A 22361-nucleotide genomic window follows, 5' to 3' on the forward strand; every position below is an offset into this window, starting at 1 on the left:
GGGAACTACACGATCACTCAGGCCAGCGCCGGCAACGACGGCGGCAGTACTTCGCGCGCGGCAAAGGCCACGCGGTCGCGTGCAACGGCGATGGCTTCGACCAGGCCGCGCACCTGCTCGGTGGTGTGCAGCGCGGACAAGGTGACGCGCAGGCGCGCCTTGCCCTCCGGCACGGTCGGTGGACGGATCGCGCCGACCAGCCAGCCGGCCTGCTCCAGCGCCTGCGACATCGCCACGGCGGTGTGGTCGTCGCCACAGAGCAACGGCTGGATCGGCGTTTCCGATGCCATCAGATCCAGCCCGTGACGGCGCGCTTCGCCGCGGAACAGTGCAATCAGATCGGCCAGCTTCGCGCGCCGCCAATGATCGCGTCGGGCCAGCCGCACCGCTTCCAGCGCGGATGCCGCCAATGCCGGCGCCATGGCGGTGGTGTAGATGTAGGGGCGTGCGGTTTCGGCCAGGTGCTCGATCAGGTCGTCGCGGCCGAGTACCAGCGCGCCGGAACCGCCGAGCGCCTTGCCCAGGGTGACCAGCTGCAGCGGCACATCGTCCACGCCCAGGCCGGCGGTGGCGACCGCGCCACGGCCATCGCCAAGCACGCCCACGCCATGCGCATCGTCCACGTAGAACAACGCCTGCTGCAGGCGCGCGACCAGCGACAGCGCACGCAGCGGCGCGATATCGCCATCCATGCTGAAGACACCATCGGTGGTCAGCATCGCCGCGCCATCGGGCGCATGCTTGAGCTGGCGCATCGCACCTTCCGGGTCCAGGTGCGGGTAACGGCGCAGGCGCGCACCGGCCAGGCGGGTGGCGTCGAGCAGGCTGGCGTGGTTGAGCTTGTCCTGCACGCAGACATCGTTTTCTTCGCTCAGCAACGCCTGCTGCACGGCCAGGTTGGCGGCGAAGCCACTGCCGAACAGCAGCGCACGCGGGTAACCGAGCCACTCGGCCACTTCGCGTTCCAAGGCATCATGCAGCGCGTGGTGACCGCAGACCAGGTGCGAAGCACCGGCGCCGGCACCTTCGCGCGCGGCGGCATCCTGCAGTGCGTTGACCACGCTGAACTGCTGGGCCAGGCCCAGGTAATCGTTGCTGCAGAAGCCGGTCAGCCAGCGCCCATCGACTTCCAGGCGCACACCATCGCGACGGGTGACCGTGCGCCGCGGGCGGCGACGGCCTTGTGCATCGCGCAACGCGCGCTGGGCTTGGAGGCGGGCGGTCAGGTCGGGGCGTGCCATGGCGGCTGGATGCGGCGACGGGGCGGCTAGGGTAGCGCGTTGCCGCGACGCCTGCTTGGCCGCCGGCTCAGGCCGCGTGGGCGCAGCCGCAGCTGGGGGCATCGGCGCTGATATCGGCATGCACGGTGCCGCCATGGTCGTGACCGTCGGCGTCCACCTGCACCGCCATCGGCTGCAGGCCCAATCGTGCGAACAAGGCCATGTCGCGCTCGCTTTCCGGGTTGCCGGTGGTCAGCAGCGTGTCGCCATAGAAGATGGAGTTGGCGCCGGCCAGGAAGCACAGCGCCTGCAGTTCGTCGCTCATCGCTTCGCGGCCGGCCGACAGCCGCACCATCGAATGCGGCATGGCGATGCGCGCCACGGCGATCATGCGCACGAACTCGAACGGGTCCAGCTCGGCACTGCCATGCAGCGGCGTGCCGGCGACCTGCACCAGCTTGTTGATCGGCACCGAATCGGGATGTGCCGGCAACGTGGCCAGCGCCAGCAGCAGGCCGACGCGCTGCGCGCGCGTTTCGCCCATGCCGACGATGCCGCCGCAGCAGGTCTTCAGCCCCGCATCGCGCACATGGCCCAGCGTATCCAGGCGATCCTGGTACTGCCGGGTGTGGATGATCGAGTCGTAGTAGTCCGGCGCGGTATCGAGGTTGTGGTTGTAGTAGTCCAGGCCGGCGCCCTTCAACGCGCGCGCCTGTTCGCCACTGAGCATGCCCAGCGTGGCGCAGGTTTCCAGGCCAAGCGCCTTCACTCCGGCGATCATCGCAGCCACCTTCGGAATGTCACGGTCCTTCGGCGAACGCCAGGCCGCACCCATGCAGAAACGCGAAGCACCGGCCGCCTTCGCCTGGCGTGCCTTGGCCAGTACCGCGTCGGTGTCCATCAGCTTCTGTGCGTTGACCCCTGTGCTGTAGCGCTGCGCCTGCGGGCAGTACGCGCAGTCTTCCGGGCAGCCACCGGTCTTCACCGACAGCAGCGTGGAGACCTGCACCTGGGCTGGGTCGAAGTGCTCGCGGTGGACGGTGGCGGCGCGGAACAGCAGTTCCGGGAAGGGCAGGTCGAACAGCGCCTGCAGTTCGTCGTGGTACCAGTCGTGGCGGATGGCGGTTGCCATGGCGGGACCTTGGAAGGGCTGGAGCGAGGGCGCAGTCTGGGTGGCTCGTGGTGCTCTGTCAACTAATTAGGTAGTTGGCAAGTTTACATTGCATCCGAGGGTTAGACTGGGCGCTCACGCAAAGGATTGCCATGAACAACCCATTGATCGCCGTACTGAAGGCCGTGGCGGCGAACGCGCTGCAGGCGACGGCCATTGCCACTGCCTTGATGCTGATCACCATTCCCGGCATCGCCCTGGCGACGACGCAGTGCGTGCTCCCGGTTGCCGATGGCGGTGATATCGCTCCCTCGCCGCCCTCGGTGACGGGAAAGATCGTGAAGATCCGCGACCACCAGCTGACGGTCCAGACCAAAGCAGGCGTGGTTCACCGCACCGTCGTCAACGAGGGCACCGGTCTGTGGACGGTCTACGGCGGCGGCATCGAGGAAACCGACCTCAAGGTGGGGCAGCATGCGTTGATCTGGTTGCAGGACTGCAGGCATGCGGGAAAAACGCCGCAGGTCGCAGCGGTCGTGCAGGTCTGCTCGCTTGCCGCCGATGCATGTCCCGCGCGATAGGACGTCTTGAGGAGAGGAGCATGTTCAGAAGTCACGCATCGCTGGGCCATGGCCAGCGCAGGCCTGACGCTTTGCTCAGCAATGCAGACAAGCGCTCCGGATGCCACGAGCTCCATCGCTCCGGCTGCCGCACATGTCGCAGAAAATGCACGCATCTGCGAGGCGATCTTTCATGGCGAAGGTGGCAATCCGAGCAGTGGGGCTTCCCGCCTGCACGAACCGTGCACCGAGCGGGGCATTGGCTTGAATGCCCGCCCGGCGCATCAGATCACTTCGGCATCAGCACCGTGTCCACGACATGGATCACGCCATTGGACTGCCTGACATCGGCAATGCTGATGGCTGCCTTGCCGCCCTTGGCATCAACCACCCAAAGCGCGCCGTCGTGCAGCTTCACGGTCAGCGGCTCGCCCTCCACTGTCTTCAGCGACACCGTTCCGCCGTGTTTCTTTGCATCGGCCATCAGCTGCTGCGAGGTGTGGGTACCGGCAACTACGTGGTAGGTCAGGATCTTCGTCAGGTCTGCCTTGTTCTCCGGCTTGACCAGGGTGTCGACCGTGCCTGCGGGCAGCTTGGCGAATGCTTCGTTGGTGGGCGCAAAGACCGTGAACGGGCCTTTGCCATTGAGCGTGTCCACCAGCCCGGCGGCCTTCACGGCTGCGACCAGCGTGGTGTGATCCTTCGAGTTGAGGGCGTTCTCAACGATGGTTTTGTTCGGGTACATCGCAGCGCCACCGACCATCACGGTGTCGGCGGCGAAGCTGACCGAGGCGGTGCCGCAGAGCACAGCAAGGCTGGCGGTGAGGGCGATACGTTGAAGAAGAGCGTGCATGGTGCGTCTCCTGGGTACTTCCGCCCCCGGCATGGGGGCATGGAAGGTACGCAGCAGGCAGGCCGGCAGATGCACCGCCCGACCCGGAAACGTGTGCGTTGGCTGCACGGTTCAGCGATGAGACGCCGCCGTGAGCGGCGCCGCGTCTTCAGACAAGCGCTCAGCCCTGCTTGAAGACCGTCTTCTGCCCGATCGTGCGGGTCTTGGGAGCGGTGGACCGGCCCAACCCGGGAATCAGGAAATCGGCTGGGCTGCGGCCATGCTTGGTCTTCTCGGCAAGCCAGCGCGGCATCCGGCCACGGCCGGACCACGTATTGCGCTTGTTGTCAGGGTCGCGGTATTTGGCGGCCACCTTGCCGGGCTTGCGCCGCGTGGCAGGTTTTCTGGCCGGCGCCGTGGCCTCGGCGGGCGCGGTGCCGATCAGTTCCTCGATCGTGTAGCCGCACTGCGCTGCAAAGGCGATCAGCTTGCGGCGGACGACGGCCACGGGGCGGCGGCTGGCGACCAGCGCCCTGCGCTGCTCGGCAGCAGCCACAAGGGCGTTCAGTTCGCGCAGGCTCAGGTGTTCAACGTCGATAGTCATGCTGCGGAGAGTCAGGAGATCCTGGTTGCCTGTCAAGCGGTGGATGCTTCAGTTGCGCTGTCTCCGTCACGACGCCCATGCCGGGAGCGCCGTGATCCTCGCCTAGCAGCGGAAACCGCTTTCAGTACGCGGATCTCCAGCGAACGTAGTCAGTGGCGGGTCACTCGGTTACCGTTCCGGCCTGATCAACTGCGCAGCCAAACCAGCATGATTCCGGGACACTACTTCAAGACAGATGACGGTTCACTTCCCGAAGTGGAAGTCACGTTCGCCGTGCCCTCACACATGGTGGCTGCCTTCGCGCATCTGTTCGACTGCGGCGCGCGCGATGCTACCTGTGGGGGAAGGCAGCTGTGGGCGTCGGGCAAACCATCGGTGCGACAGTTTTCCGGACTGGAGGATGCGGAACGGGTCGGCTCGGGCGAATCAGAGCCATTTCATCTTCTCCTTGAGGGAATTGTCCGCCAAGGAACCCGACTACCAGACCTCGGCGTCCTGGTGACTGCTGACGGGTTTACCGTTGACTATCGTATGGGGGCCACCTGGCAGGACGCCGAGATACGGGCCTTCCTGTCGCTGCTTGGCGACCTTCGCGCACTCGGCGGTAGTGTGTCTGTTCCATGGTGGGGCGAAGGCGGACAGCGTGACTTCCAGCAGGCATTGGCCGGGTAAGCGGGTGCACCTGCTACCCACTGCCCCTTCTTCCAGTACGATTCCATGAACGTTTGCAAGCGCAAGGATGCCTTCGATGTCGACTGCCCAGCACTCTCGAATGATCACTGCCGCAGCCAGGACGGTGCTGCGCCCTCTGGGCTGTGTGCAGAAGGGGCGCTCCAGAATCTGGCTTGACGACCAGGGGTGGTGGATCGGCGTGGTCGAGTTCCAGCCATCTTCGTGGGGGAAGGGAAGCTATCTGAATGTTGGAGCGTGCTGGCTCTGGCATGAGAAGAATTTTCTTTCGTTCGACGCCGGGCACCGGGTGGAAGGCTTCCACGAGTTCACCAGCGAGGAGCAGTTCTCCGCGGCGGCCACGCTGCTGGCCAGACGTGCGGCCCAGGAGGTGCTGGCGCTGCGCGAGCGTTTCCCCTCGGTCGCTCACGCATCGGCATGGATAACCGCCAATGCATCGCCCACGCTATGGAACACGTACCACTCGGCGGTGTCGGCCGGGTTGGCTGGAGAGGTCGAACGCAGCGGGTTGCTGTTTGCAGAGGTGATCGCCGATCCATATGACGTGGCATGGGCCGTTGAGCTGAAGCAGAGATCCGTCGTGCTGCTGCGCTGCCTGGAGTCAGGTTTCGGGTTTGAACAGGAGATCGCGGCCACGATCGGGCGTACGCGTGCCGCGCTGGGACTGCCTGCCCAGCAGCCTGCAGCCAGGCAGTTCGATGCGTGAGACGATCCCGCAATCGGTACGCTTCGCTGATCCCTTGTGACCGACGTTCAAGCGTCGGCCGCGTCCTGCAGCAGCAGCTTCATGACGATTGACAAAGCGCTGGCGGCGATGGAATCTGCGCGGCTATACGCTGTAAAAGCGCTTCAATGGCGAGCCATATGCAACAGGGAATGATGCAGGGGATGTGGGGACGACGCGTATCTATCAGCTCATTGATCGGCTCGCTGCTGGCGGCAGGGATGCTTGCAGGAACGGCGCAGGCAGAGACCTTCGACCCGCGCGCCCACAAAGGGCCGCAGCACGGGGTGCCGAACGAAGTGATGGTGCTCGGCAGCGCGCACTTGGCGGTACTGCCGAAAACCTTCGATCCCTCATCATTGGATACCCTTATCGACCGGCTCGCAGCGTGGCAGCCGAAGGCCATCGCGATCGAGGCCGTATCGGGCCAGCAGTGCGACATGCTGCGGCGATACCCTTCCCGCTACCGGTATACGGTGAAGGACTACTGCCCCGATGTGTCGGCGGCGGAGAAAGCAACGGGCCTCGATGTGCCGGCGGCGAACGCGGCGGCAGAGACGATGCTGGCGACCTGGCCCGCACATCCCACGGCCGCGCAACGGCGCGCGCTTGCCGCTACCTTCCTGGCCGCCGGCGAACGCGATTCGGCACTGGTGCAATGGCTGCGCCTCCGCGAAGCAGATCGACAGGCAGGCGACGGCCTGGATAAGGACTTGGTTGCAGCCCTCGAAGCGCTGCGCGTCAGCCGCAGTGAAAATACGCTTATCGCCGCAGCCCTCGCCGTCCGTCTTGGCCTCGAGCGGGTGTGGCCGATGGATGACCACAGCTCCGACCAGTTTGGCCCTGATCCCAAGGCATATGCAGCTGCGGTCAGGAAGGCCTGGGACAACCCGGCGTCAAAAAAGCGGGGGACGATGTTCGGTGGACTGGAAGCGCAGGTCGATACGCCGCAGAAGGCACTGGCGCTGTATCGCCGCTACAACGCACCGGACGTGGCATCGGTCACCTTCCAAAGCGACTACGGTGCCGCGCTGGAGGAGCCGTCCCCACAGGGCTACGGGCGCCTTTACGTCACCTCGTGGGAAACGCGCAACCTGCGCATGGCAGCGAACATCCGCGACCTTATGGGACCGACCCCGGGAATGCGTACGCTGGTGATTGTCGGTGCCTCACACAAGGCGTACCTGGATGCGTACCTCGAGCAGATGCACGACGTGCGGATCGTCGATGTTCAGCCACTCCTGAAATAGCCCGCCAAGGAACGGCGGCTGCATGAGGCAAGCTGTTCCCGATCAGTGCCCGATTCCTCGCCATGAAGGATCACAACATGAAGCGCAGCGTCATTTCCGGCACCATAATGTACGTCGCGGTCGCCGGGATAGTGCTGTTGGCTGGGTGCACCGAGCCAACACTGTCGGAGCCGAATGTGCAGGCATCAGCAGGCAAGGGAGCCCACGCACCTGACGCTGCGGACGCGATGCCGGCCGAACCCATCCAGGTAGCGCCCGTGATCGTGCATTCCGATGCGGACACCCAGCCCTTCTCGTTCGACGCACCGGTGACGGTGGATACGCCGCCGAGCACCTGCCGGATCGACGGTCTGGTGCTGCCGGCCAACGCGAAGGTCTATGCGGCGGGGGCCTACGGCGGTAAGGAATCGGATTTTCAGATCGACCAGAGCGGCCACCAGGCCACCACCATCCAGGTGGCCGTGCACGAGCCCAAGGCGCCGGTGGTGCTGTTGCTGGGTGCTTACGAACCCACCGTGTGGAGCGTCGGTTGGACGCGCGGTACGCAGATAGCGGCGGTGCTGGTGACGGGCTATCACCGGCAACGGCTGACCGGACTGCCCGCTGGCTTGCCGGTGCTGATCAGCTCCTACGAGGATCGTGGCCCCTGCAGTTATGCCTATGTGGGAGGGGAGGGCTCGAACAAGCTCAATCCGTTGGCCCGCGAGGTGTTCGGTCGCGCGGTTGACGTGGCCTACGCGGCACGCGACGGCCGCGCGGTCATCGGCGCGTTGCCGCCCGGGGCGCAACTAGTGACCGATGCCACGGCCAAACCCGTGGTGGACTTCCAGCTGAAGGGCGCACCGCCAGCGGGGCAGGCAGGTATTGATGCCGCGCTGCGCAGCGGGATCCTGCGGCCAGCGACGGTGGCCGACCTGCGGGCCTGGGAGGCTGGCGGCCGACGCAACGGCGGTGCAGCGGACATCCCGCGCATCGAAGGCGTCAACGCAGAGCGGGAGCAGGGCGTGCCCTTCCGTAGTTACACCGTGCTGAAGGCCTTCACCATCCCGGCGGGATTGTATGGCGCGCACGCGGCGACGTTCTTCGTGGCGCCGGGGGTGCCGGCCCCTACCGGGGAGCCAGGACACTCGCAAGTGCGGTTCATGGAGAACGGGCAATGTGTCGGTGCGACCTGCGGGATGCGCTAAGGGGCGAGGGTCGGCATTCTGGTCCAATGCGAGGCAAGGTGGACTGAATGGGCGAACCCTGAGGAGGCGGTTCAGATGAACGCAGTGATTGCCAATGAAGTGATGTGGGCCCAACGTCCGGGTGAAGAGGCGTTCGAGATTCACATCGAAATCGGAACGCCATATCACGTCGGGGATGACCCTCACGAGTGGGCGTGTCCGGTGGCAGTACGGCCACTCTGCAAAAGCCTCCAGGACGCTCATGGATGCAGCTCGTTTCAGGCCCTTTGTCTTGCATCCTCGTTGGCGCTTGACCTGCTTCACGGATTCAAGCAAAAGGGCGGCACCCTGTTCTATTCGGCTGGTGAGGACGTTCCCCTTGAGTCCTTTGCCTTTGGCGTCGCCACCAGACAGGACAGCCCTTGATTGTCGACTAAAGGCCAGAGCCGCTTTGCGGCTTTGCTTGTTCAGCGTTTGAGCCAACCACATCGCTTGCATAGCCGATCGCTCAGGCGCTCCCCTTCGTCATTTCGCCCTGATCAGGAACAAGCGGAAGTCTGTTCCTTCTAGCCCGGTTGGGACGCTGTACGTCATTCCCATCTTTGCAAGATTTCGCTCCCAGAATGCGTGCGCTGCGTGGTCCTTGCGGAATGTGGCCAGCAACCATTCCCCCGTTGTTGGCCGCACAAGGTCGGCAACCACCGCAGACGCGATGCCTTTACCGCGATGTTTTGGAAGGATGAACAGATCCGCCAACTCTGGCACGCGCCGCCCCTGGAACTCGACGTCATCCACCTGGACGAATCCACACAGCAGGCCATCGAGCCAGAGCAGACGGGTCCACTCCGGCTCTTCCTGCAGGCGAGCCCGGACATCGGCAAGTGCGCAGTCGTAAAGACCATCGGCACGGATCTCCTCACCGCTCCAGGCAGAGGCTTCGAAGTAGTACAGCTGCATCAGTCTGAAGACCACATCCGCATCCTGCGCCGTTGCTTTGACAAGCGTCAGTCCGTCCATGCAGCAGAGATCCGTCCAGGGCAACCGGGCCCATGGTGATGATAGCTGGCGGCGGATCCGCAGGGATGGTTTGCCCGCCCTCGGACAGCTCGGGCGTGATGATCAACCGCGATCGCTTCGATCGCGCCCGTCACCACGCGACCTATATCTCGGCCAAGCGCGGTCTGGGTATCCGCGTGGTGGAGGGCAAGCGCGCGGTAGCGGGTGCGACGCAGGCTTACGGCCGGACAAGAGGCGGCCCCCAAAGGGCAATGCTCCCTGTACTGACATGTATCCAGCTACTTCACCGATGTGCAGGCCGCGCTTGCAGGGCGATGCTGCGGCATGCGCTTCTCACTGCCTTCTGCCCTTGGTGAACCATTGCAGGCTGCCTTCCGCCTGCTGCTGCCCCTGCGCTGCCTGGTCTGCAGCGAGCGCGGCCATGACACTCTCGATCTCTGCCCCGCCTGCCTCGCCGAGCTGCCGTGGGCGGGTCGCGCCTGCCTTCGCTGCGCGCTGCCGCTAGCGGATGAAGCCCTGCCCATCTGTGGGACCTGCCGCGACGAGCCGCCAGCGCAGACCGCAACCCATGCCAGCCTACTGTACCTGCCGCCGGTCGATCAGCTGCTGGTCCGCTACAAATTCCATCAGGATCTGGCTGCTGGACGCCTGCTTGCGCAGTTGATGCTGCGCAATCCGCCGCCGTGGTCGTGCGCGCCGCTGGTACCCGTGCCGCTGCACCGCAAGCGCCTGCGTCAACGTGGCTACGACCAGGCCGCTGAACTGTGCCGCCTGCTGCAGTTGCCGACGTGGCGCGGGCTGTATCGTCGTCGCCACACCGCGCCGCAGTCCGAGCGCAGTGCCGAGCAGCGCCGCGACAACCTGTTCGACGCCTTCGATGTGCGCGGCGCCGTGCCAGCGCGGCTGACCATCGTCGACGACGTGATGACCACTGGTAGTACCGTGCTGGAGATTGCAGAGACGCTGCGGCTGGTGGGTGCAGGGGAGGTGCGCGCATGGATCTGCGCGCGCGTGCCGTGATCGCTCCTTTCATCCGCAAGGTCTAGGATGACCACGAACCCGGATCGAAGGAGTGGTCATGAATTCCCCCTTGTCTCCCCTGTTGTCGGCCGTTGGACGCAGCTGGTGGATCCTTCTGCTGTACGGTCTGGTCGCGCTGGGCTTCGGCATCATCGCGATCGGCTGGCCGATGTCCGCGGCCATCGCGCTGGCGTGGACGCTGGGTGTAATGGCCATCGTCGAGGGCGTCATCAGTCTGCTGGCGCTGATCACCGGTGCCAGTGGCGCCTCGCGCGGCTGGCTGCTGCTGTACGTGGTTGCCTCGCTGGGCTTCGGCGTGCTGGCCGTGATCAACCCGCTGGCCACCGCCAGCGTGCTGGTGCTGTTCCTGGCGGCATGGCTGCTGGTGGCGGGCATCTACCGCATCGTCTTCGCCCTACGCGTACGCAAGCAGATCCAGGGGGAGTGGCTGCTGATCCTCAGCGGCGTGCTGGCCATCGTGCTGGGCCTGCTGTTCGCAGCCAACCCCTATGCCGGCGTGGCGGTGACCACGCTGTGGATCGGCATCGGCAGCCTGCTGTACGGCGTGCTGCAGGTGCTGGTGGCGTTCAAGCTGAGGAAGCTGCGCTGATGTGGGGCTGGAGCAGATGGGCGCTGCTCGGCAGCGGCCTCGCGGTGTTGCTGCTGGTGGGCTGCAACCGGCTGCTTCCGGCGGAGACACGGCACCCGCCGCGGCAGGGTGTGCAGGTGCAGATGCGTGTGGTCGATCCCGATGGCCGCGCTACCCTGCAGTGGCAAGGGCGCAGCATCGCCGTGAAAGAGCCGCCGATGCTCACCAGTGCCGATATCCTCGACGTGCGAGCGGAGCTGGACGCCGCCCACCAGCCCGTGCTCGAACTGACGTTCCGCAAGGAGTCCGCCGACCGGTTGCTGCACGCGACCGAGGCCCTGGTGGGCAAGCAGGTCGCCCTTACCGTCGATGACCACGTGCTGTCCGTGGCCACCATAGCGGGCCCTTTTGGCGAGTCCATGCAGGTGGTTGGTACGGACATGAGCGTGGCCGAAGTGCGCGACATGGCGCGCTACATCGTCCACGGCGGCCCTGCGCCGTCACAGCAGCGCTGAATCAGCGCTGCTTTCCTGCAAAGCCGGCTTCGATCTCTTCCAGCGAGCGGCCCTTGGTTTCCGGCAGCCACAACGCGGCCACCAGGAAGAACACGAACGTGCAGCCGGCCCAGAACAGGAACATGCTGGCATAGCCGTAGTGCCCAACCGTGGGCAGGAAGATCGCGGCGATGGTGGTGGACACGAACTGGTTGATGAGCAGCGCGATGCTCATGCCGTTGGAGCGGATGCGGTTGGGCATCAGCTCGGATAGCGCCAGCCATACGCACACACCGGGGCCGACGGCGAAGAACGCCACGAACACCAGGATGCAGGCGGCGACGGCCCAGCCATGCGCCGGCGGCGGGATCGGGCCGATGCGTGCCTGTTCGATGCGCAGCGGTGCCTGCGCGGCGCTGGCCGGGTCAGCGAACGGGTTCAGGTGCAGCGTGCGGAAGAACGCGCCGATGACGCTGTCCGGCTGCACGGTGCCGGCGCGTTCGATGCGCAGCTCGCGGTCGGTCAGGTTGTCGCTGCGCAGCGCACGCACGTTGGTGAAGTCGCCATAGGCGTAGGACAGGGTCAGCTGCAGTGGTCGCCCCTCACGGTCGACGCTACCGGCAAGACGCTGCCACTGCGCTTCGTCGAGTACCAGTTGCAGGCCGTCGCCACTTACCGCCGCCTGCAGCTGCGGCTGCACGTCGGCGCGACCACGTTCGGCCTGGAAGAACAGCGTTGCTGCGGCCAGCAAGGCAACGCAGATGCCACCGCTGCCCAGCATCAGCAGGAACTTGCGGCCCTTGCGGTCGACCAGCAGCAGCGCGACCACGGTCATCACCGCATTGAGCAGCTTGATCGCCACGTCGGCGCCGTTGGCGACCGAGCCGGACAGGCCTGCCTGGTTGAGGATGTTCACCGCATAGGCCAGCACCGAGTTGATGCCGGTGGCCTGGGTGCAGGCCAGCACCACGCAGGCCAGCACGAACGGCACCACGTAGCGGCGGCTGAGCAGTGGGTCGCGCTTGCCGCTGCTGCTGCTCGATTCCGGTGCCTGGATCTGCGCCAGCGTGTGCTCGACCTCGGCCGCGGGCAGCACGCGTTGCAGGCTGCGGCGGGCATCATCGATGCGGCCACGGCGCACCAGCCAGCGCGGCGATTCGGACAGCCAGAAGATGCCGGCGCAGAACAGCAGGCCCGGCGCCAGGCAGGTCCAGAAGATGGTGCGCCAGGCATGGTCCTTCACCGTGAACAGTTCCTGCGCCTGCTGTGCGACCGGCAGCGAGCGCACCGCTTCTGCGGCGGCGTCCACGGCATGCGCGTGGTACAGGCCGATCAACGCGGCCAGCACCAGGCCGACGGTCAGCAGCAGCTGGAACATCGCCGCGCCGCGACCGCGCCGCTCGGGACTGAGCACTTCAGCCAGGTACAGGGGAATGACCACGCCGATCAGGCCACCGCTGACACCCTGCAGCAGGCGCCCCAGCAGCAGCGGGGTGTAGCCCGACGCCAGCGCCATGATCGGAATGCTGGCGGTGAACAGGATGCCGGCCAGCAGCATCGCACCGCGACGGCCGATGAGGTCGGCGATCATGCCGGCGAACAGCGAGGACAGCACGCTGCCCAGCAGCACTGCAGCGACGACGAAACCGAGCTGCTGGCTGCTGAGCTGCCAGGCGTGGCTGGCGGTGGCTTCAAGATAGGGCAGGGCGCCGGCGATGATGCCGATGTCGATGCCGTACAGCAGGCCACCGAGGCCGCCGATGAAGAGCAGGTAGCGTACGGGCCAGCGCGGGGCGGTGGAAGCGGGTACGGCAGGTGCAGTGGCTGCGGTCATCGGCGTATTCCTGGAATAACGGGGATGGTGCGTGGCTGATGAAATGCGCTTGCGCGCTTCATGTAGAGCCGAGCCATGCTCGGCTTGCCGCGCGAAGCGCGGCGCGGACGTCGTCGATGTCGGTGCGAAAAGCAGCCGAGCATGGCTCGGCTCTACAGACGTGCGTCGCTTAGTGCAGGTCGATCACGCGGCCACCGACCACCACCTGCTGCAGGCGCAGTTCCGCATCCAGCACCACCAGGTCGGCGCGGGCGTCGGGCGCAATGCGGCCGCGATCGCTCAAGCCCAGGTAATCGGCGGGGAAGGTGGACACGCGTTGCGACGCGTCAGCCAGTTCCAATCCCACCTGTACCAGATTGCGCAGCGCCTGGTCCATGGTCAGTGCACTGCCGGCCAGCGAGCCGGTGGCCAGGCGCACACAGCCGCCGCACTTGTGCACACGCTGCTCGCCCAGCGCGTATTCGCCGTCGGGCATGCCGGTGGCGGCGGTTGCGTCGGTCACTGCATACAGACGTGGAATCGCACGTGCGGCCAGGCGGATCACGCCGGGATGGATGTGCTGCAGGTCGGGAATGATCTCGGCGTACTGCGCATGCGCCAAGGCTGCCGCGGCGATGCCAGGCCGGTAGTGGTCGACGCCGGTCATGCCGTTGAACAGATGGGTGAAGCCGGAAGCACCCGCCTGCAATGCAGCCACGCCTTCCTCGTAGGTGCCGGCGCTATGGCCGAGCTGCACGCGGATGCCGAGTGCGGACAGCGCGGGAATCAGTGCAGTGTGCTCGCCGATCTCGGGCGCCAGCGTCATCACCCGGATCGGTGCCAGTGCGTGCAACTGCTGCACCAGCGCCATCGTCGCCTCGATCGTGCGGTTGGGTTGTGCACCCAGCCGCTGCGGGCTGATGAAGGGACCTTCCAGGTGCACGCCGGCGATGCAGGCCGCGTCGGCATCGGGCGCGGCCATCGTTGCCGCAACCCCCTGCAGCGCGTATTCGATCTCGTCCAGGCCGGCGGTCATGGTGGTCGCCAGCAGCGTGGTGGTGCCAAAGCGTGCATGGGTGCGGGCGATGGTGCGGGCCACATCGCCGCCCTGCATCAGGTCCACGCCGGCCGCGCCATGCACGTGCAGGTCGATGAAACCGGGCAGGATCACCGGCAGCTGCGGGTCATCGCCGCCGCTGTGGTCGTCCACCTGCAGTTGGCGCACGTGCGAATCGAACTGGACCTGGCCGCGACGCCAGCCCAGTGGGGTGAGGATGCGGCCGTGCAGGGAGCGGGTGTCGGTCATGCGGGTGGCTCGGCGATGATCACTTCGATGCCCAGCCGCTGCAGCCCTTCGCGGGTTGCCTCGTCGATGCCGGCGTCGGTGATGATGGCGTGGATCTGATCGAGGCGGGCGATGCGGTGCAGGCTGACGCGGCCGAACTTGGAGGCGTCGGTGAGCACCACGATGCGCCGCGCGCGTTCGACCATGCGGTGGTTGAGGCGGGCTTCGGCTTCGTCGTGCGTGGTCAGGCCGAACTGCAGGTCCAGGCCATCCACACCCAGGAACAGCGTGTCGAAACTGTAGGAGTTGAGGCTGGCTTCGGCCTGGCTGCCCTGCAGCGACAGCGATTGCTGGCGCAGCAGGCCACCGGTCAGCAGCACGGTGATGCCGGCGGCGTTGGCCAGTTCCCAGGCAATGTTCAGGCCATTGGTCATCACCGTCACATCGCGGTGTTCGCGCAGGTGGCGGGCCAATGTCATCGTGGTCGAGCCGGAGTCGATGATGATGTTGTCACCGGCCTGTACCAGGCGCGCGGCCGCGGTGCCGATGGAGTCCTTCAGCGGCAGGTTCAGCGCATCCTTTTCGTGGATGTCCTGTTCCTGCGGCGGTGTACGCACCAGGGTGGCACCGCCGTGGGTACGCGTGGCCAGCCCCTGCGATTCGAAGTGGGTCAGGTCGGCACGGATGGTCACCGCCGACACGCCGAAGCGCTCGACCAGATCGGCCACCTGCACCGAGCCGTGCTCGATCAGCAGCTGCAGGATCTGTTGCCGGCGGGAGCGGGTGTTGCGCATGGCCATTCTCGGTTTCGCAGGGAAAGGTAGAGATTAGCCGTTCGCAAGATCGGCGGCAGCCGGACTTGCGTTGTGCTTGCGGGTTCCAGCCTGGTTGGCGCTGCAGGCGCGGGCGTATTCGCCCAGGCACAGGCCGATGCGATGCTGCACCAGGGCGGTAGGCGTATTGGCCAGGGTGCCCTCGCGCACGGCGCGGTACTGCTCCGGCAGGTACTGGCTGAGCAGCACCAGCGGCGGCGCGTGCTGTTCCAGGTTGGCGAACAGGGTCTGCACGGCCTGCACCAGCGCCGGCTCGCCCCAGTAGTAGCGGCAGCGGTCACTGAAGGAATAGCTGCGCAGCAGGCGCAGGGTCGCTTCGTCGCCCTGGTAATAGGACTGCCAGGACTTCGGCTGCGCCACCATCACCTCGTCCAGCACCTGCGGCAGGCGCGAGCACTGCGCGGCCGGCAGCAGCTCGGCCTCGATGGCAGCGAGTGCGAACAGCGCTTCGCGGTAGGCGAAGGTGGCCGCGGGGCCGACCTTGAGGATCGCGAAGTGGTCGCGCACCAGGGCATGCAGGCCGCTTTCGCGCTGGTAGTCGGTCGAATGCGCTTCGAACACGATGCGCGGCTGCTGTTCGAGGAAGTCGGCCAGCTCGCTGGCGGCGGCCGCGTCGTACTCGTGCACGCTGCTGTGGTCGAAGTCCACGCCCGGCTGCACCACCATGGCCAGCACACGCTGCCATGCATCGCGCAGCAGCGGGGTATCGAAGGCCTGCCGGTGGATGGCCAGGGTCTGCGCAGCGGCAGCCGGGGTGGTCACCTGCAGGCCACCGGCCAGCGAGGCTTCGCCACCGGGAATCGGCACTTCGGTACCGATGACATAGACCGGCGGCGGCAGGCCGTGCTCGGCGGCGGTGCGCTCGGCGATCTCGGCCAGCTCGGCCGAACGTGCAGCAACGATGGCATCGGGCAGCGGCACCGGGTCATCGGCGCAGGACATGCTGCAGTCCAGGTGGATCTTGTGGAAACCAGCGGCGACGTAGGCCTCGATCAGCACGCGCGCATGGGTCATCGCTTCGGCGGCCGGGCGCTTCTGCCACGCGTTCGGGCCAAGGTGGTCACCGCCCAGGATCAAGCGCTCGCGCGGGAAGCCTTCCTCATCGGCCAGGGTGCCGACGTAGTCGCGGTACTGCGGCGGTGTCATGCCGGTGTAGCCGCCGAACTGGTCGACCTGGTTGGAGGTGGCTTCGATCAGCAGCACGGTATCGTGCGCCAACGCCACGTGCATGGCCGCGCGCAGCACCTGTTCGTTGCTGCAGCAGACGCTGTACAGGCCGACGTTGTGGCCGGCGCGGTGGGAGGCAAGCAGGGTCTGCAACGGGGACATGGTCAAGCTCCGGACATCAGGAAAACGAGGGTTGGCAGGCCAGCAGGGCGGCACCGCGTGCACCACCGGCATCGCCGAAGCGCGGCGGCACGATGGGCGGCACCTGCACGCCGTTGAACAGATGCGCGGCGATGGCCGCAGGCAACAGCTGGTACAGCGGTGCGTACTGGGACAGGCCGCCACCGAGCACGATCACGTGCGGGTCCAGCGCCAGCACCAGGGCGGCCAGGCTGTGGCCGAGCAGGTCGCGATGGACGTCCAGCGCCTGCCGTGCACGCGCATCGCCGGCTTCGGCCAGGGTGACCACCACGCTGGCATCGGCAGCACTGCCACCGAGGTGGCGCTCGATCATCGCCAGGCCACTCCCGGATACGTAGCGCTCCACGCAGCCTTGCAGGCCACAGGCGCAATCGATGAGCGGCAGGCCATGACGCTGCAGCAGGTGACCCGGCACGCTCCAGTGGCCCCATTCGCCGGCCAGGCCGTTGAAGCCGGACAGCAGGCGCCCCTGCAGGCAGAAGCCGCCACCGGCACCGGTGCCGAGGATGGCGCCGAACATGCTGGGGTAGCCATCGGCGGCGCCACCGTGCGCTTCAGAGAGCGCAAAACACTGCAGGTCGTTGCCGAAATGCAGCGGGCGCTGCAGGCGTGCCTGCAGATCGGCCGCCACGCATTGGCCGGTCAGCGCAGGAACATTCGCGCTGAGCTGGCGGCCGCTGCGACGATCACGCACGCCGGGCAGGGCGATGCCGATGGCTGCATCGCTGCGACCCAAGACGGCATCGGCCTCAGCGACCAGTGTCACCACCGCCCGCAGGAAACCGTCGTAGTCACCCTGCGGGGTGGCCACGCGGCGGCGCCAGGTGACCTGCATCGCCGCATCGCACACCACCAGCTCGATCTTGGTGCCGCCGATGTCGATGCCGTAGCAGGCGTTGGCGATCAGCTCAGCCATGGTGGATGGTGACACCCTTGACCACGCGGTTGACGGTGCCGTCCGGGAACGGATTGTCGGGGGTCAGGCCGAGTGCGGCCGAACGTTGCAGCGCGTACAGCTGCGCAAAGCCCAGCCACACCGGCGCCAGCCACGGGTCATCCAGGGCAGGCACGGTGAGGGTGTAGTCATCGTCGGCGCCGATATCCGAATGCGGGCCGATCGACAATACCTGGCCGGCCACGCCATCGCGGCGCAGTTCTTCCAGCAGATCCTGCTCGTAGCGGCGCGCCAGCGGCTGCCCGCTGCGCAGCACGACCACCAGAGTGCTGCCGTCCAGCGTGGATTTCGGGCCGTGGCGGAAGCCGAGCGGGGTGTTGGCCAGCGCCAGCACGCGGCCGGCGGTCAGCTCCAGCACCTTCAACGCGGCTTCGCGTGCGAGTGCTTCCAGCGGGCCGCTGCCAAGGTAGATCACCCGGTTGAACGGGCGCTGCGCCAGCGCGGCCACCGGTGCGTCCCACTGCGCCTGGCCTTCGCGGGCGAGACCGGCAATCTGCTTCAGGCGCGCGATGCGCGCATCCCACGGCGAACGGTCGAACACGGTCAGCGCGGCCAGCAGCATGCAGGTCAGGCTGCTGGTCATGGCGAAGGCGCGGTCGCAGCTGGCCGACGGCATCAGCAGGGTGCAGGTGTCGGCACGGCCGGCGCCACGACGGGCCAGTTCGCCATCGGCATTGCAGGTGATGTCGAGGAAGCGCGCATCATCCACGTCGCTGCGCACGCGATCGACGGCGGCAACGCTTTCGGGGCTGGAGCCGCTGCGGCCGAACGACACCAGCAGGGTCGGACGGTCGCGCTGCAGGTACAGCGCAGGGTGGGTGAGCAGGCTGGTGGTATGCACCACGCGTACGTCGGCCGGCCACTGCGCGTTGATGGCATCGGCCACCATTTCGGCGATGAAGCCGGAACTGCCGGCGCCGGTGAACAGCACGCGCTGGTTGGGATCATCGAGGCTGTCGCCGAGGAAGGCCTGCAGGCGGTCGCGGGCACGCGACAGATCCTGTGCAAGGACTTCCCACAGCGCCGGCTGCTGGGCGATTTCGGTAGCGGTATCGGCTCCGCCGCGGCGCTGCCAGGCGGACACATCGGAAAGCAGGGTGACGTCCATTCGGAGGTTCCAGTTGGGCCAGCGCACCATCTGCGTTTTCTTTCGAAATGTCAAATACCGAAAGTAAAAAGAAAGATATTGCCGTGCCGACTTTGCTGTCGCGGCATGCCGCCAGAAACGAAAGAAACCGCCCAATGCCGTATCGCACAATGCTTAACAGGGGCCTGCAAGCGCTTACACAAAGTATTGCAACGCAACAACTTTCGTTTCATATAAATATATCTTCCTTTTTCCTTTCAATTTGTTGACATCTTTCGAATCGCTGCCCTAGAGTCGGCCCAACCGCTTTCGAAACGCCCGGTGAACGGGTTGGGAGTCCGTGTGGAAATCTGCGTTCGTCGCTCGCCACTGCTGCTGGCCCTGTTGCCGGCATTGCTGTCGGCGTCCCTGTCGGCCCAGGCCGCACCGGTCGGCAACCTGCGCTCGTTCAGCGCCAGTGCCAGCACCGACGGTGTAAGTGGCTGGGACCTGCAGACCGACAACGGCACGCGCATCCGCATCGAACTGCCGGCCACCGACATCGTCCGGGTGCAGGCCGGCCGCAACGGCAAGCTGACCGGGGCCGGCGACAAGGCCGCACCGATCGTGCTGCCGCAGCCCAAGGCCAACGTGCAGGCGCAGCTGGAAGAAGACGCGCAGGAAATCCGCGTGCGTACCGCTGCACTCGTGCTGCATGTGCAGCGGCAGCCGCTGCGCCTGCGCCTGGAGCGCCTGGACAATGGCCAGCCCACCGCGCTGTGGCAGGAACTGCAACCGCTGGACCTGGATGCCACGCAGAGCGTGCAGGTGCTGTCATCGCAGGCCGATGAAGGCTATTACGGTGGTGGCCAGCAGAACGGCCGCTACCAGTTCAAGGGCCGCGAACTGGAAGTCTCGTACTCCGGCGGTTGGGAGGAGGGCGATCGCCCGAGCCCGGCGCCGATGCTGCTGAGCAGCCGTGGCTGGGGCATGCTGCGCAACACATGGAGCGACGGCAGCTACGACCTGCGCCAGAGCGACCAGGCCACCCTGCTGCATCGCGAAGACCGCTTCGATGCCTACTACTTCGTTGGCGCCGATCTGCCGAAGCTGATCGAGCGCTACACCCAGCTGACCGGCCGCCCGAACATGGTCGCGCGCTGGGCGCTGTCCTACGGCGATGCCGATTGCTACAACGACGGCGACAACAGCAAGAAGCCCGGCACCGTGCCCGAGGGCTGGAGCGACGGCCCGACCGGCACCACCCCCGACGTGATCGACAGCGTAGCCAAGCAGTACCGCGCCAATGACATGCCCGGCGGCTGGATCCTGCCCAACGATGGCTATGGCTGCGGCTACAAGCAGTTGCCGGAGACGGTGAAGGGCCTGGCCGGGTACGGTTTCCGCACCGGCCTGTGGACCGAAAACGGCGTCGACAAGATCGCCTGGGAAGTGGGCAAGGCCGGCAGCCGCGTGCAGAAACTGGACGTGGCCTGGACCGGCAAGGGCTACCAGTTCGCGATGGATGCCAACCGCCAGGCGTTCAACGGCATCCTCGACAATTCCGATTCGCGCCCGTTCCTGTGGACGGTGATGGGCTGGGCCGGCATCCAGCGCTATGCCGTGGCTTGGACCGGCGACCAGAGCAGCAGCTGGGACTACATCCGCTGGCATGTGCCGACCCTGGTGGGTTCGGGCCTGTCCGGCATGGCCTACGCCAGCGGCGATGTGGACGCGATCTTCGGCGGCAGCGCCGAGACCTTCACCCGCGACCTGCAGTGGAAGGCGTTCACCCCGGTGCTGATGGGCATGAGCGGCTGGTCGTCGAATGCGCGCAAGCACCCGTGGTGGTACGACGAGCCCTACCGCAGCATCAACCGCGATTACCTGAAGTTGAAGATGCGCCTGACCCCGTACATGTATGGGCTGGTGCATGAGGCTGCGCAGACCGGTGCACCGCCGGTGCGTGGCCTGATGTGGGACAACCCGCGCGATCCGCACGCGCAGGATGAAACCTACAAGTACCAGTTCCTGCTCGGCCGCGACCTGCTGGTTGCACCGGTGTACCGCAGCCAGGCCGCCAGCCGTGGTTGGCGCCGCGACATCCACCTGCCCGCCGGCGGCTGGATCGACTACTGGGATGGCCGCCGCGTGCAGGCCGCCGCCGATGGCCGCCAGCTGGACCGCCAGGTGGACCTGGCCACGCTGCCGGTGTTCGTGCGTGCCGGTGCGATCCTGCCGATGTACCCGTCGATGCTGTTCGACGGCGAGAAACCGCTCGATGAAGTGACCTTCGACCTGTACCCGCAGGGTGATTCGCAGTACACGCTGTACGAAGATGACGGCAACACCCGCCGCTACCAGCAGGGCGAATCGAGCACGCAGCGGATCAGTGTGCAGGCGCCGGCACAGGGCAGTGGCCCGGTGCAGGTGCAGATCGATGCGGTACAGGGCCAGTACAACGGCCAGCTGGCACAGCGCCGCTATGGCCTGCGCGTGCTCAGCCGGCAGGCGCCGCGTGCGGTGCAGGCCGCTGGCCGCGTGCTGCCGGCGCTGGCCGACGCGACCGCATTCAACAGCGCCAGCGAGGGTTGGTACTTCGATGCCAAGGAGCGTCGCGGCACCCTGCACGTACGCACCGCTGCGCAGGATATCCGCCAGCCGCTGCAGCTGCAGCTGGACTTCGCCGTCGCCGCCGCGGCCGCCGACGATGCCTACCCGGCCGCACCGGTGCTGGGCCGCGAACTGCCGGCCGACAGCCTGCTGGTGGTCAATCGCCCGGCCGAAGAACCCGGGCATGCGCTGGAAAATGCCTTCGATGATGATCCGGCCACCTGGTTCCGCAGCGTGCGCAACCAGGCCGTGCGCACCGGTGCCCATGAGTGGGTGATCGGTTTCGGCGAACGGAAGATGATCGATGGCATCGACATCGCGCCGCGCAACGACAAGAACTGGAAGCACGGCCAGGTGCGCGACTACGAGGTGTACCTGGGCGACAGCAACGGCGAGTGGGGTGAACCGATTGCCCGCGGCCACCTGCAGCTGAAGGAAGGCACGCAGCGCATCGACTTCCCGGCCCACGCCGGCCGCCTGCTGCGCTTCCGCGTGCTGAGCGTGCAGAACCCCGACGGTGATGGCGCCAGCAGTACCGATCCGATGGTGACTGCCGCGCAGGGCAGTGCGCGTGCCTTCGATGCGCTGCAACCGCGCGACGTCGGCCCGATTGCCCTGTCCACCTTCCACATCCTTGAACATCAGGAACCGGAGCGACCGGCCCGGCAGCGCTATCTCTCCGAGCTGCCGGTGCCGGCCGCGCTGGCCAGCCAGGTGCGCGCCGACAAGGCGTTCACGGGTGACGCCGGCATGCGCATGAACGGCCTGCAGTTCCGCCGTGGCCTCGGCGTGGCCGCCAACAGCCGCATCGACCTGCGCCTGCAGGGTGGCTGGCGCCTGCTGCGCGCCGACCTCGGTATCGACGATGCCTGCCGCACGGCCGGTGGGCTGCAGTTCCAGGTCTGGGGTGACAACCATCTGCTGTATGACAGCGGCCTGGTGAAGGCGCCCGGCGTGGTCAAGCCGGAGCTGGACATCCGTGGCCTATCCACCCTGAGCCTGCGCACGCTGGGTGCGCAGGGCAGCCAACCCGCCCAGGTCTGTGCCAACTGGGCCAACGCCGTGCTGATCGGCCAGGAGGGCGACTCCGCCAGCATCGTCGCCCCATGACCGCCACGTAACACCGCTCCTCCCCCGCCCATTCCGACTGC

General features: G+C 66.5%; 21 protein-coding genes. 10 read left to right on the top strand and 11 right to left on the bottom strand.

The genetic code is table 11. From position 1 onward, the window contains the following. Positions 1 to 17: 17 nt before the first annotated feature. Positions 18 to 1241 (bottom strand): 8-amino-7-oxononanoate synthase, encoded by a 1224-nt coding sequence (gene bioF, locus MRBLST15_RS17510; protein WP_367787049.1) that lies wholly within the window; start codon positions 1239 to 1241, stop codon positions 18 to 20. A 67-nt stretch (positions 1242 to 1308) separates the two neighbouring features. Continuing rightward, positions 1309 to 2352, bottom strand: a complete 1044-nt coding sequence (bioB, locus tag MRBLST15_RS17515) for a biotin synthase BioB (RefSeq protein ID WP_367787051.1) — start codon at positions 2350 to 2352, stop codon at positions 1309 to 1311. 131 nt (positions 2353 to 2483) lie between these two features. On the opposite strand from bioB, the gene MRBLST15_RS17520 reads away from it, so the two are divergent. Then, the gene (locus MRBLST15_RS17520; RefSeq protein WP_367787053.1) at positions 2484 to 2912 is read left to right on the top strand and encodes a hypothetical protein; all 429 of its coding nucleotides are present in this window, start codon (positions 2484 to 2486) and stop codon (positions 2910 to 2912) included. Positions 2913 to 3180: 268 nt separating this feature from the next. Here MRBLST15_RS17520 and MRBLST15_RS17525 read toward each other — a convergent pair whose 3' ends face one another. Both MRBLST15_RS17525 and MRBLST15_RS17530 read right to left on the bottom strand, forming a co-directional pair. After that, complete coding sequence (locus tag MRBLST15_RS17525; RefSeq protein ID WP_346558645.1) at positions 3181 to 3744, bottom strand: fasciclin domain-containing protein; 564 nt, start codon at positions 3742 to 3744, stop codon at positions 3181 to 3183. 160 nt (positions 3745 to 3904) lie between these two features. Continuing rightward, the gene (locus MRBLST15_RS17530; protein ID WP_367787055.1) at positions 3905 to 4363 is read right to left on the bottom strand and encodes an H-NS family nucleoid-associated regulatory protein; all 459 of its coding nucleotides are present in this window, start codon (positions 4361 to 4363) and stop codon (positions 3905 to 3907) included. Between the two features lie 171 nt (positions 4364 to 4534). On the opposite strand from MRBLST15_RS17530, the gene MRBLST15_RS17535 reads away from it, so the two are divergent. From MRBLST15_RS17535 to MRBLST15_RS17555, 5 genes are all read left to right on the top strand, one after another. Beyond that, positions 4535 to 4999: a hypothetical protein gene (locus MRBLST15_RS17535; RefSeq protein ID WP_367787057.1), complete on the top strand. Its 465-nt coding sequence runs from the start codon at positions 4535 to 4537 to the stop codon at positions 4997 to 4999. A gap of 76 nt (positions 5000 to 5075) precedes the next feature. After that, entirely contained in the window at positions 5076 to 5723 is a 648-nt protein-coding gene (locus tag MRBLST15_RS17540; RefSeq protein ID WP_367787059.1) for a hypothetical protein, read from the top strand. A gap of 146 nt (positions 5724 to 5869) precedes the next feature. Next, positions 5870 to 6991: a DUF5694 domain-containing protein gene (locus MRBLST15_RS17545; protein WP_367787061.1), complete on the top strand. Its 1122-nt coding sequence runs from the start codon at positions 5870 to 5872 to the stop codon at positions 6989 to 6991. 77 nt (positions 6992 to 7068) lie between these two features. Further along, the gene (locus MRBLST15_RS17550) at positions 7069 to 8178 is read left to right on the top strand and encodes a hypothetical protein (RefSeq protein ID WP_367787063.1); all 1110 of its coding nucleotides are present in this window, start codon (positions 7069 to 7071) and stop codon (positions 8176 to 8178) included. A gap of 75 nt (positions 8179 to 8253) precedes the next feature. Then, complete coding sequence (locus MRBLST15_RS17555; RefSeq protein ID WP_367787065.1) at positions 8254 to 8583, top strand: hypothetical protein; 330 nt, start codon at positions 8254 to 8256, stop codon at positions 8581 to 8583. A 99-nt stretch (positions 8584 to 8682) separates the two neighbouring features. Here MRBLST15_RS17555 and MRBLST15_RS17560 read toward each other — a convergent pair whose 3' ends face one another. Further along, on the bottom strand, positions 8683 to 9174 hold the full coding sequence (locus tag MRBLST15_RS17560; protein ID WP_367787067.1) for a GNAT family N-acetyltransferase: 492 nt from the start codon (positions 9172 to 9174) through the stop codon (positions 8683 to 8685). A gap of 324 nt (positions 9175 to 9498) precedes the next feature. Here MRBLST15_RS17560 and MRBLST15_RS17565 point away from each other — a divergent pair, with 324 nt between their 5' ends. Genes MRBLST15_RS17565 through MRBLST15_RS17575 form a run of 3 tightly spaced genes read left to right on the top strand, consistent with a single transcriptional unit; the run spans position 9499 to position 11298 of the window. Continuing rightward, on the top strand, positions 9499 to 10194 hold the full coding sequence (locus MRBLST15_RS17565) for a ComF family protein (protein ID WP_367787069.1): 696 nt from the start codon (positions 9499 to 9501) through the stop codon (positions 10192 to 10194). Between the two features lie 58 nt (positions 10195 to 10252). Further along, entirely contained in the window at positions 10253 to 10804 is a 552-nt protein-coding gene (locus tag MRBLST15_RS17570; protein WP_312704568.1) for an HdeD family acid-resistance protein, read from the top strand. Beyond that, on the top strand, positions 10804 to 11298 hold the full coding sequence (locus MRBLST15_RS17575) for a SecDF P1 head subdomain-containing protein (RefSeq protein ID WP_265951215.1): 495 nt from the start codon (positions 10804 to 10806) through the stop codon (positions 11296 to 11298). The genes MRBLST15_RS17570 and MRBLST15_RS17575 overlap by 1 nt, the downstream gene beginning before the upstream one ends. A 1-nt stretch (position 11299) precedes the next feature. Here MRBLST15_RS17575 and MRBLST15_RS17580 read toward each other — a convergent pair whose 3' ends face one another. From MRBLST15_RS17580 to MRBLST15_RS17605, 6 genes are all read right to left on the bottom strand, one after another. Further along, the gene (locus tag MRBLST15_RS17580) at positions 11300 to 13111 is read right to left on the bottom strand and encodes an MFS transporter (protein WP_367787071.1); all 1812 of its coding nucleotides are present in this window, start codon (positions 13109 to 13111) and stop codon (positions 11300 to 11302) included. Positions 13112 to 13280: 169 nt separating this feature from the next. Beyond that, entirely contained in the window at positions 13281 to 14396 is a 1116-nt protein-coding gene (locus MRBLST15_RS17585; protein ID WP_108265764.1) for an N-acetylglucosamine-6-phosphate deacetylase, read from the bottom strand. Then, positions 14393 to 15169 carry a DeoR family transcriptional regulator gene (locus MRBLST15_RS17590; protein ID WP_312704570.1) on the bottom strand — a complete coding sequence of 259 codons (777 nt, stop codon included), beginning with the start codon at positions 15167 to 15169 and terminating at the stop codon, positions 14393 to 14395. The genes MRBLST15_RS17585 and MRBLST15_RS17590 overlap by 4 nt, the downstream gene beginning before the upstream one ends. A 33-nt stretch (positions 15170 to 15202) precedes the next feature. Then, a complete protein-coding gene (locus tag MRBLST15_RS17595) occupies positions 15203 to 16537 on the bottom strand; it encodes a D-tagatose-bisphosphate aldolase, class II, non-catalytic subunit (RefSeq protein WP_301909438.1) in 1335 nt (444 codons plus the stop codon). Positions 16538 to 16553: 16 nt separating this feature from the next. Then, entirely contained in the window at positions 16554 to 17492 is a 939-nt protein-coding gene (locus MRBLST15_RS17600) for an ROK family protein (protein ID WP_367787074.1), read from the bottom strand. Beyond that, complete coding sequence (locus MRBLST15_RS17605) at positions 17485 to 18639, bottom strand: SIS domain-containing protein (protein ID WP_367787076.1); 1155 nt, start codon at positions 18637 to 18639, stop codon at positions 17485 to 17487. The genes MRBLST15_RS17600 and MRBLST15_RS17605 overlap by 8 nt, the downstream gene beginning before the upstream one ends. Positions 18640 to 18960: 321 nt before the next feature. On the opposite strand from MRBLST15_RS17605, the gene MRBLST15_RS17610 reads away from it, so the two are divergent. Beyond that, a complete protein-coding gene (locus MRBLST15_RS17610) occupies positions 18961 to 22320 on the top strand; it encodes a TIM-barrel domain-containing protein (RefSeq protein ID WP_367787130.1) in 3360 nt (1119 codons plus the stop codon). The last annotated feature ends 41 nt before the right edge of the window (positions 22321 to 22361 follow it).

This window comes from Stenotrophomonas sp. LST15-1-1.1 (genome assembly GCF_040815575.1).
GTDB classification, from domain to species: Bacteria; Pseudomonadota; Gammaproteobacteria; order Xanthomonadales; family Xanthomonadaceae; genus Stenotrophomonas; species Stenotrophomonas lactitubi_B.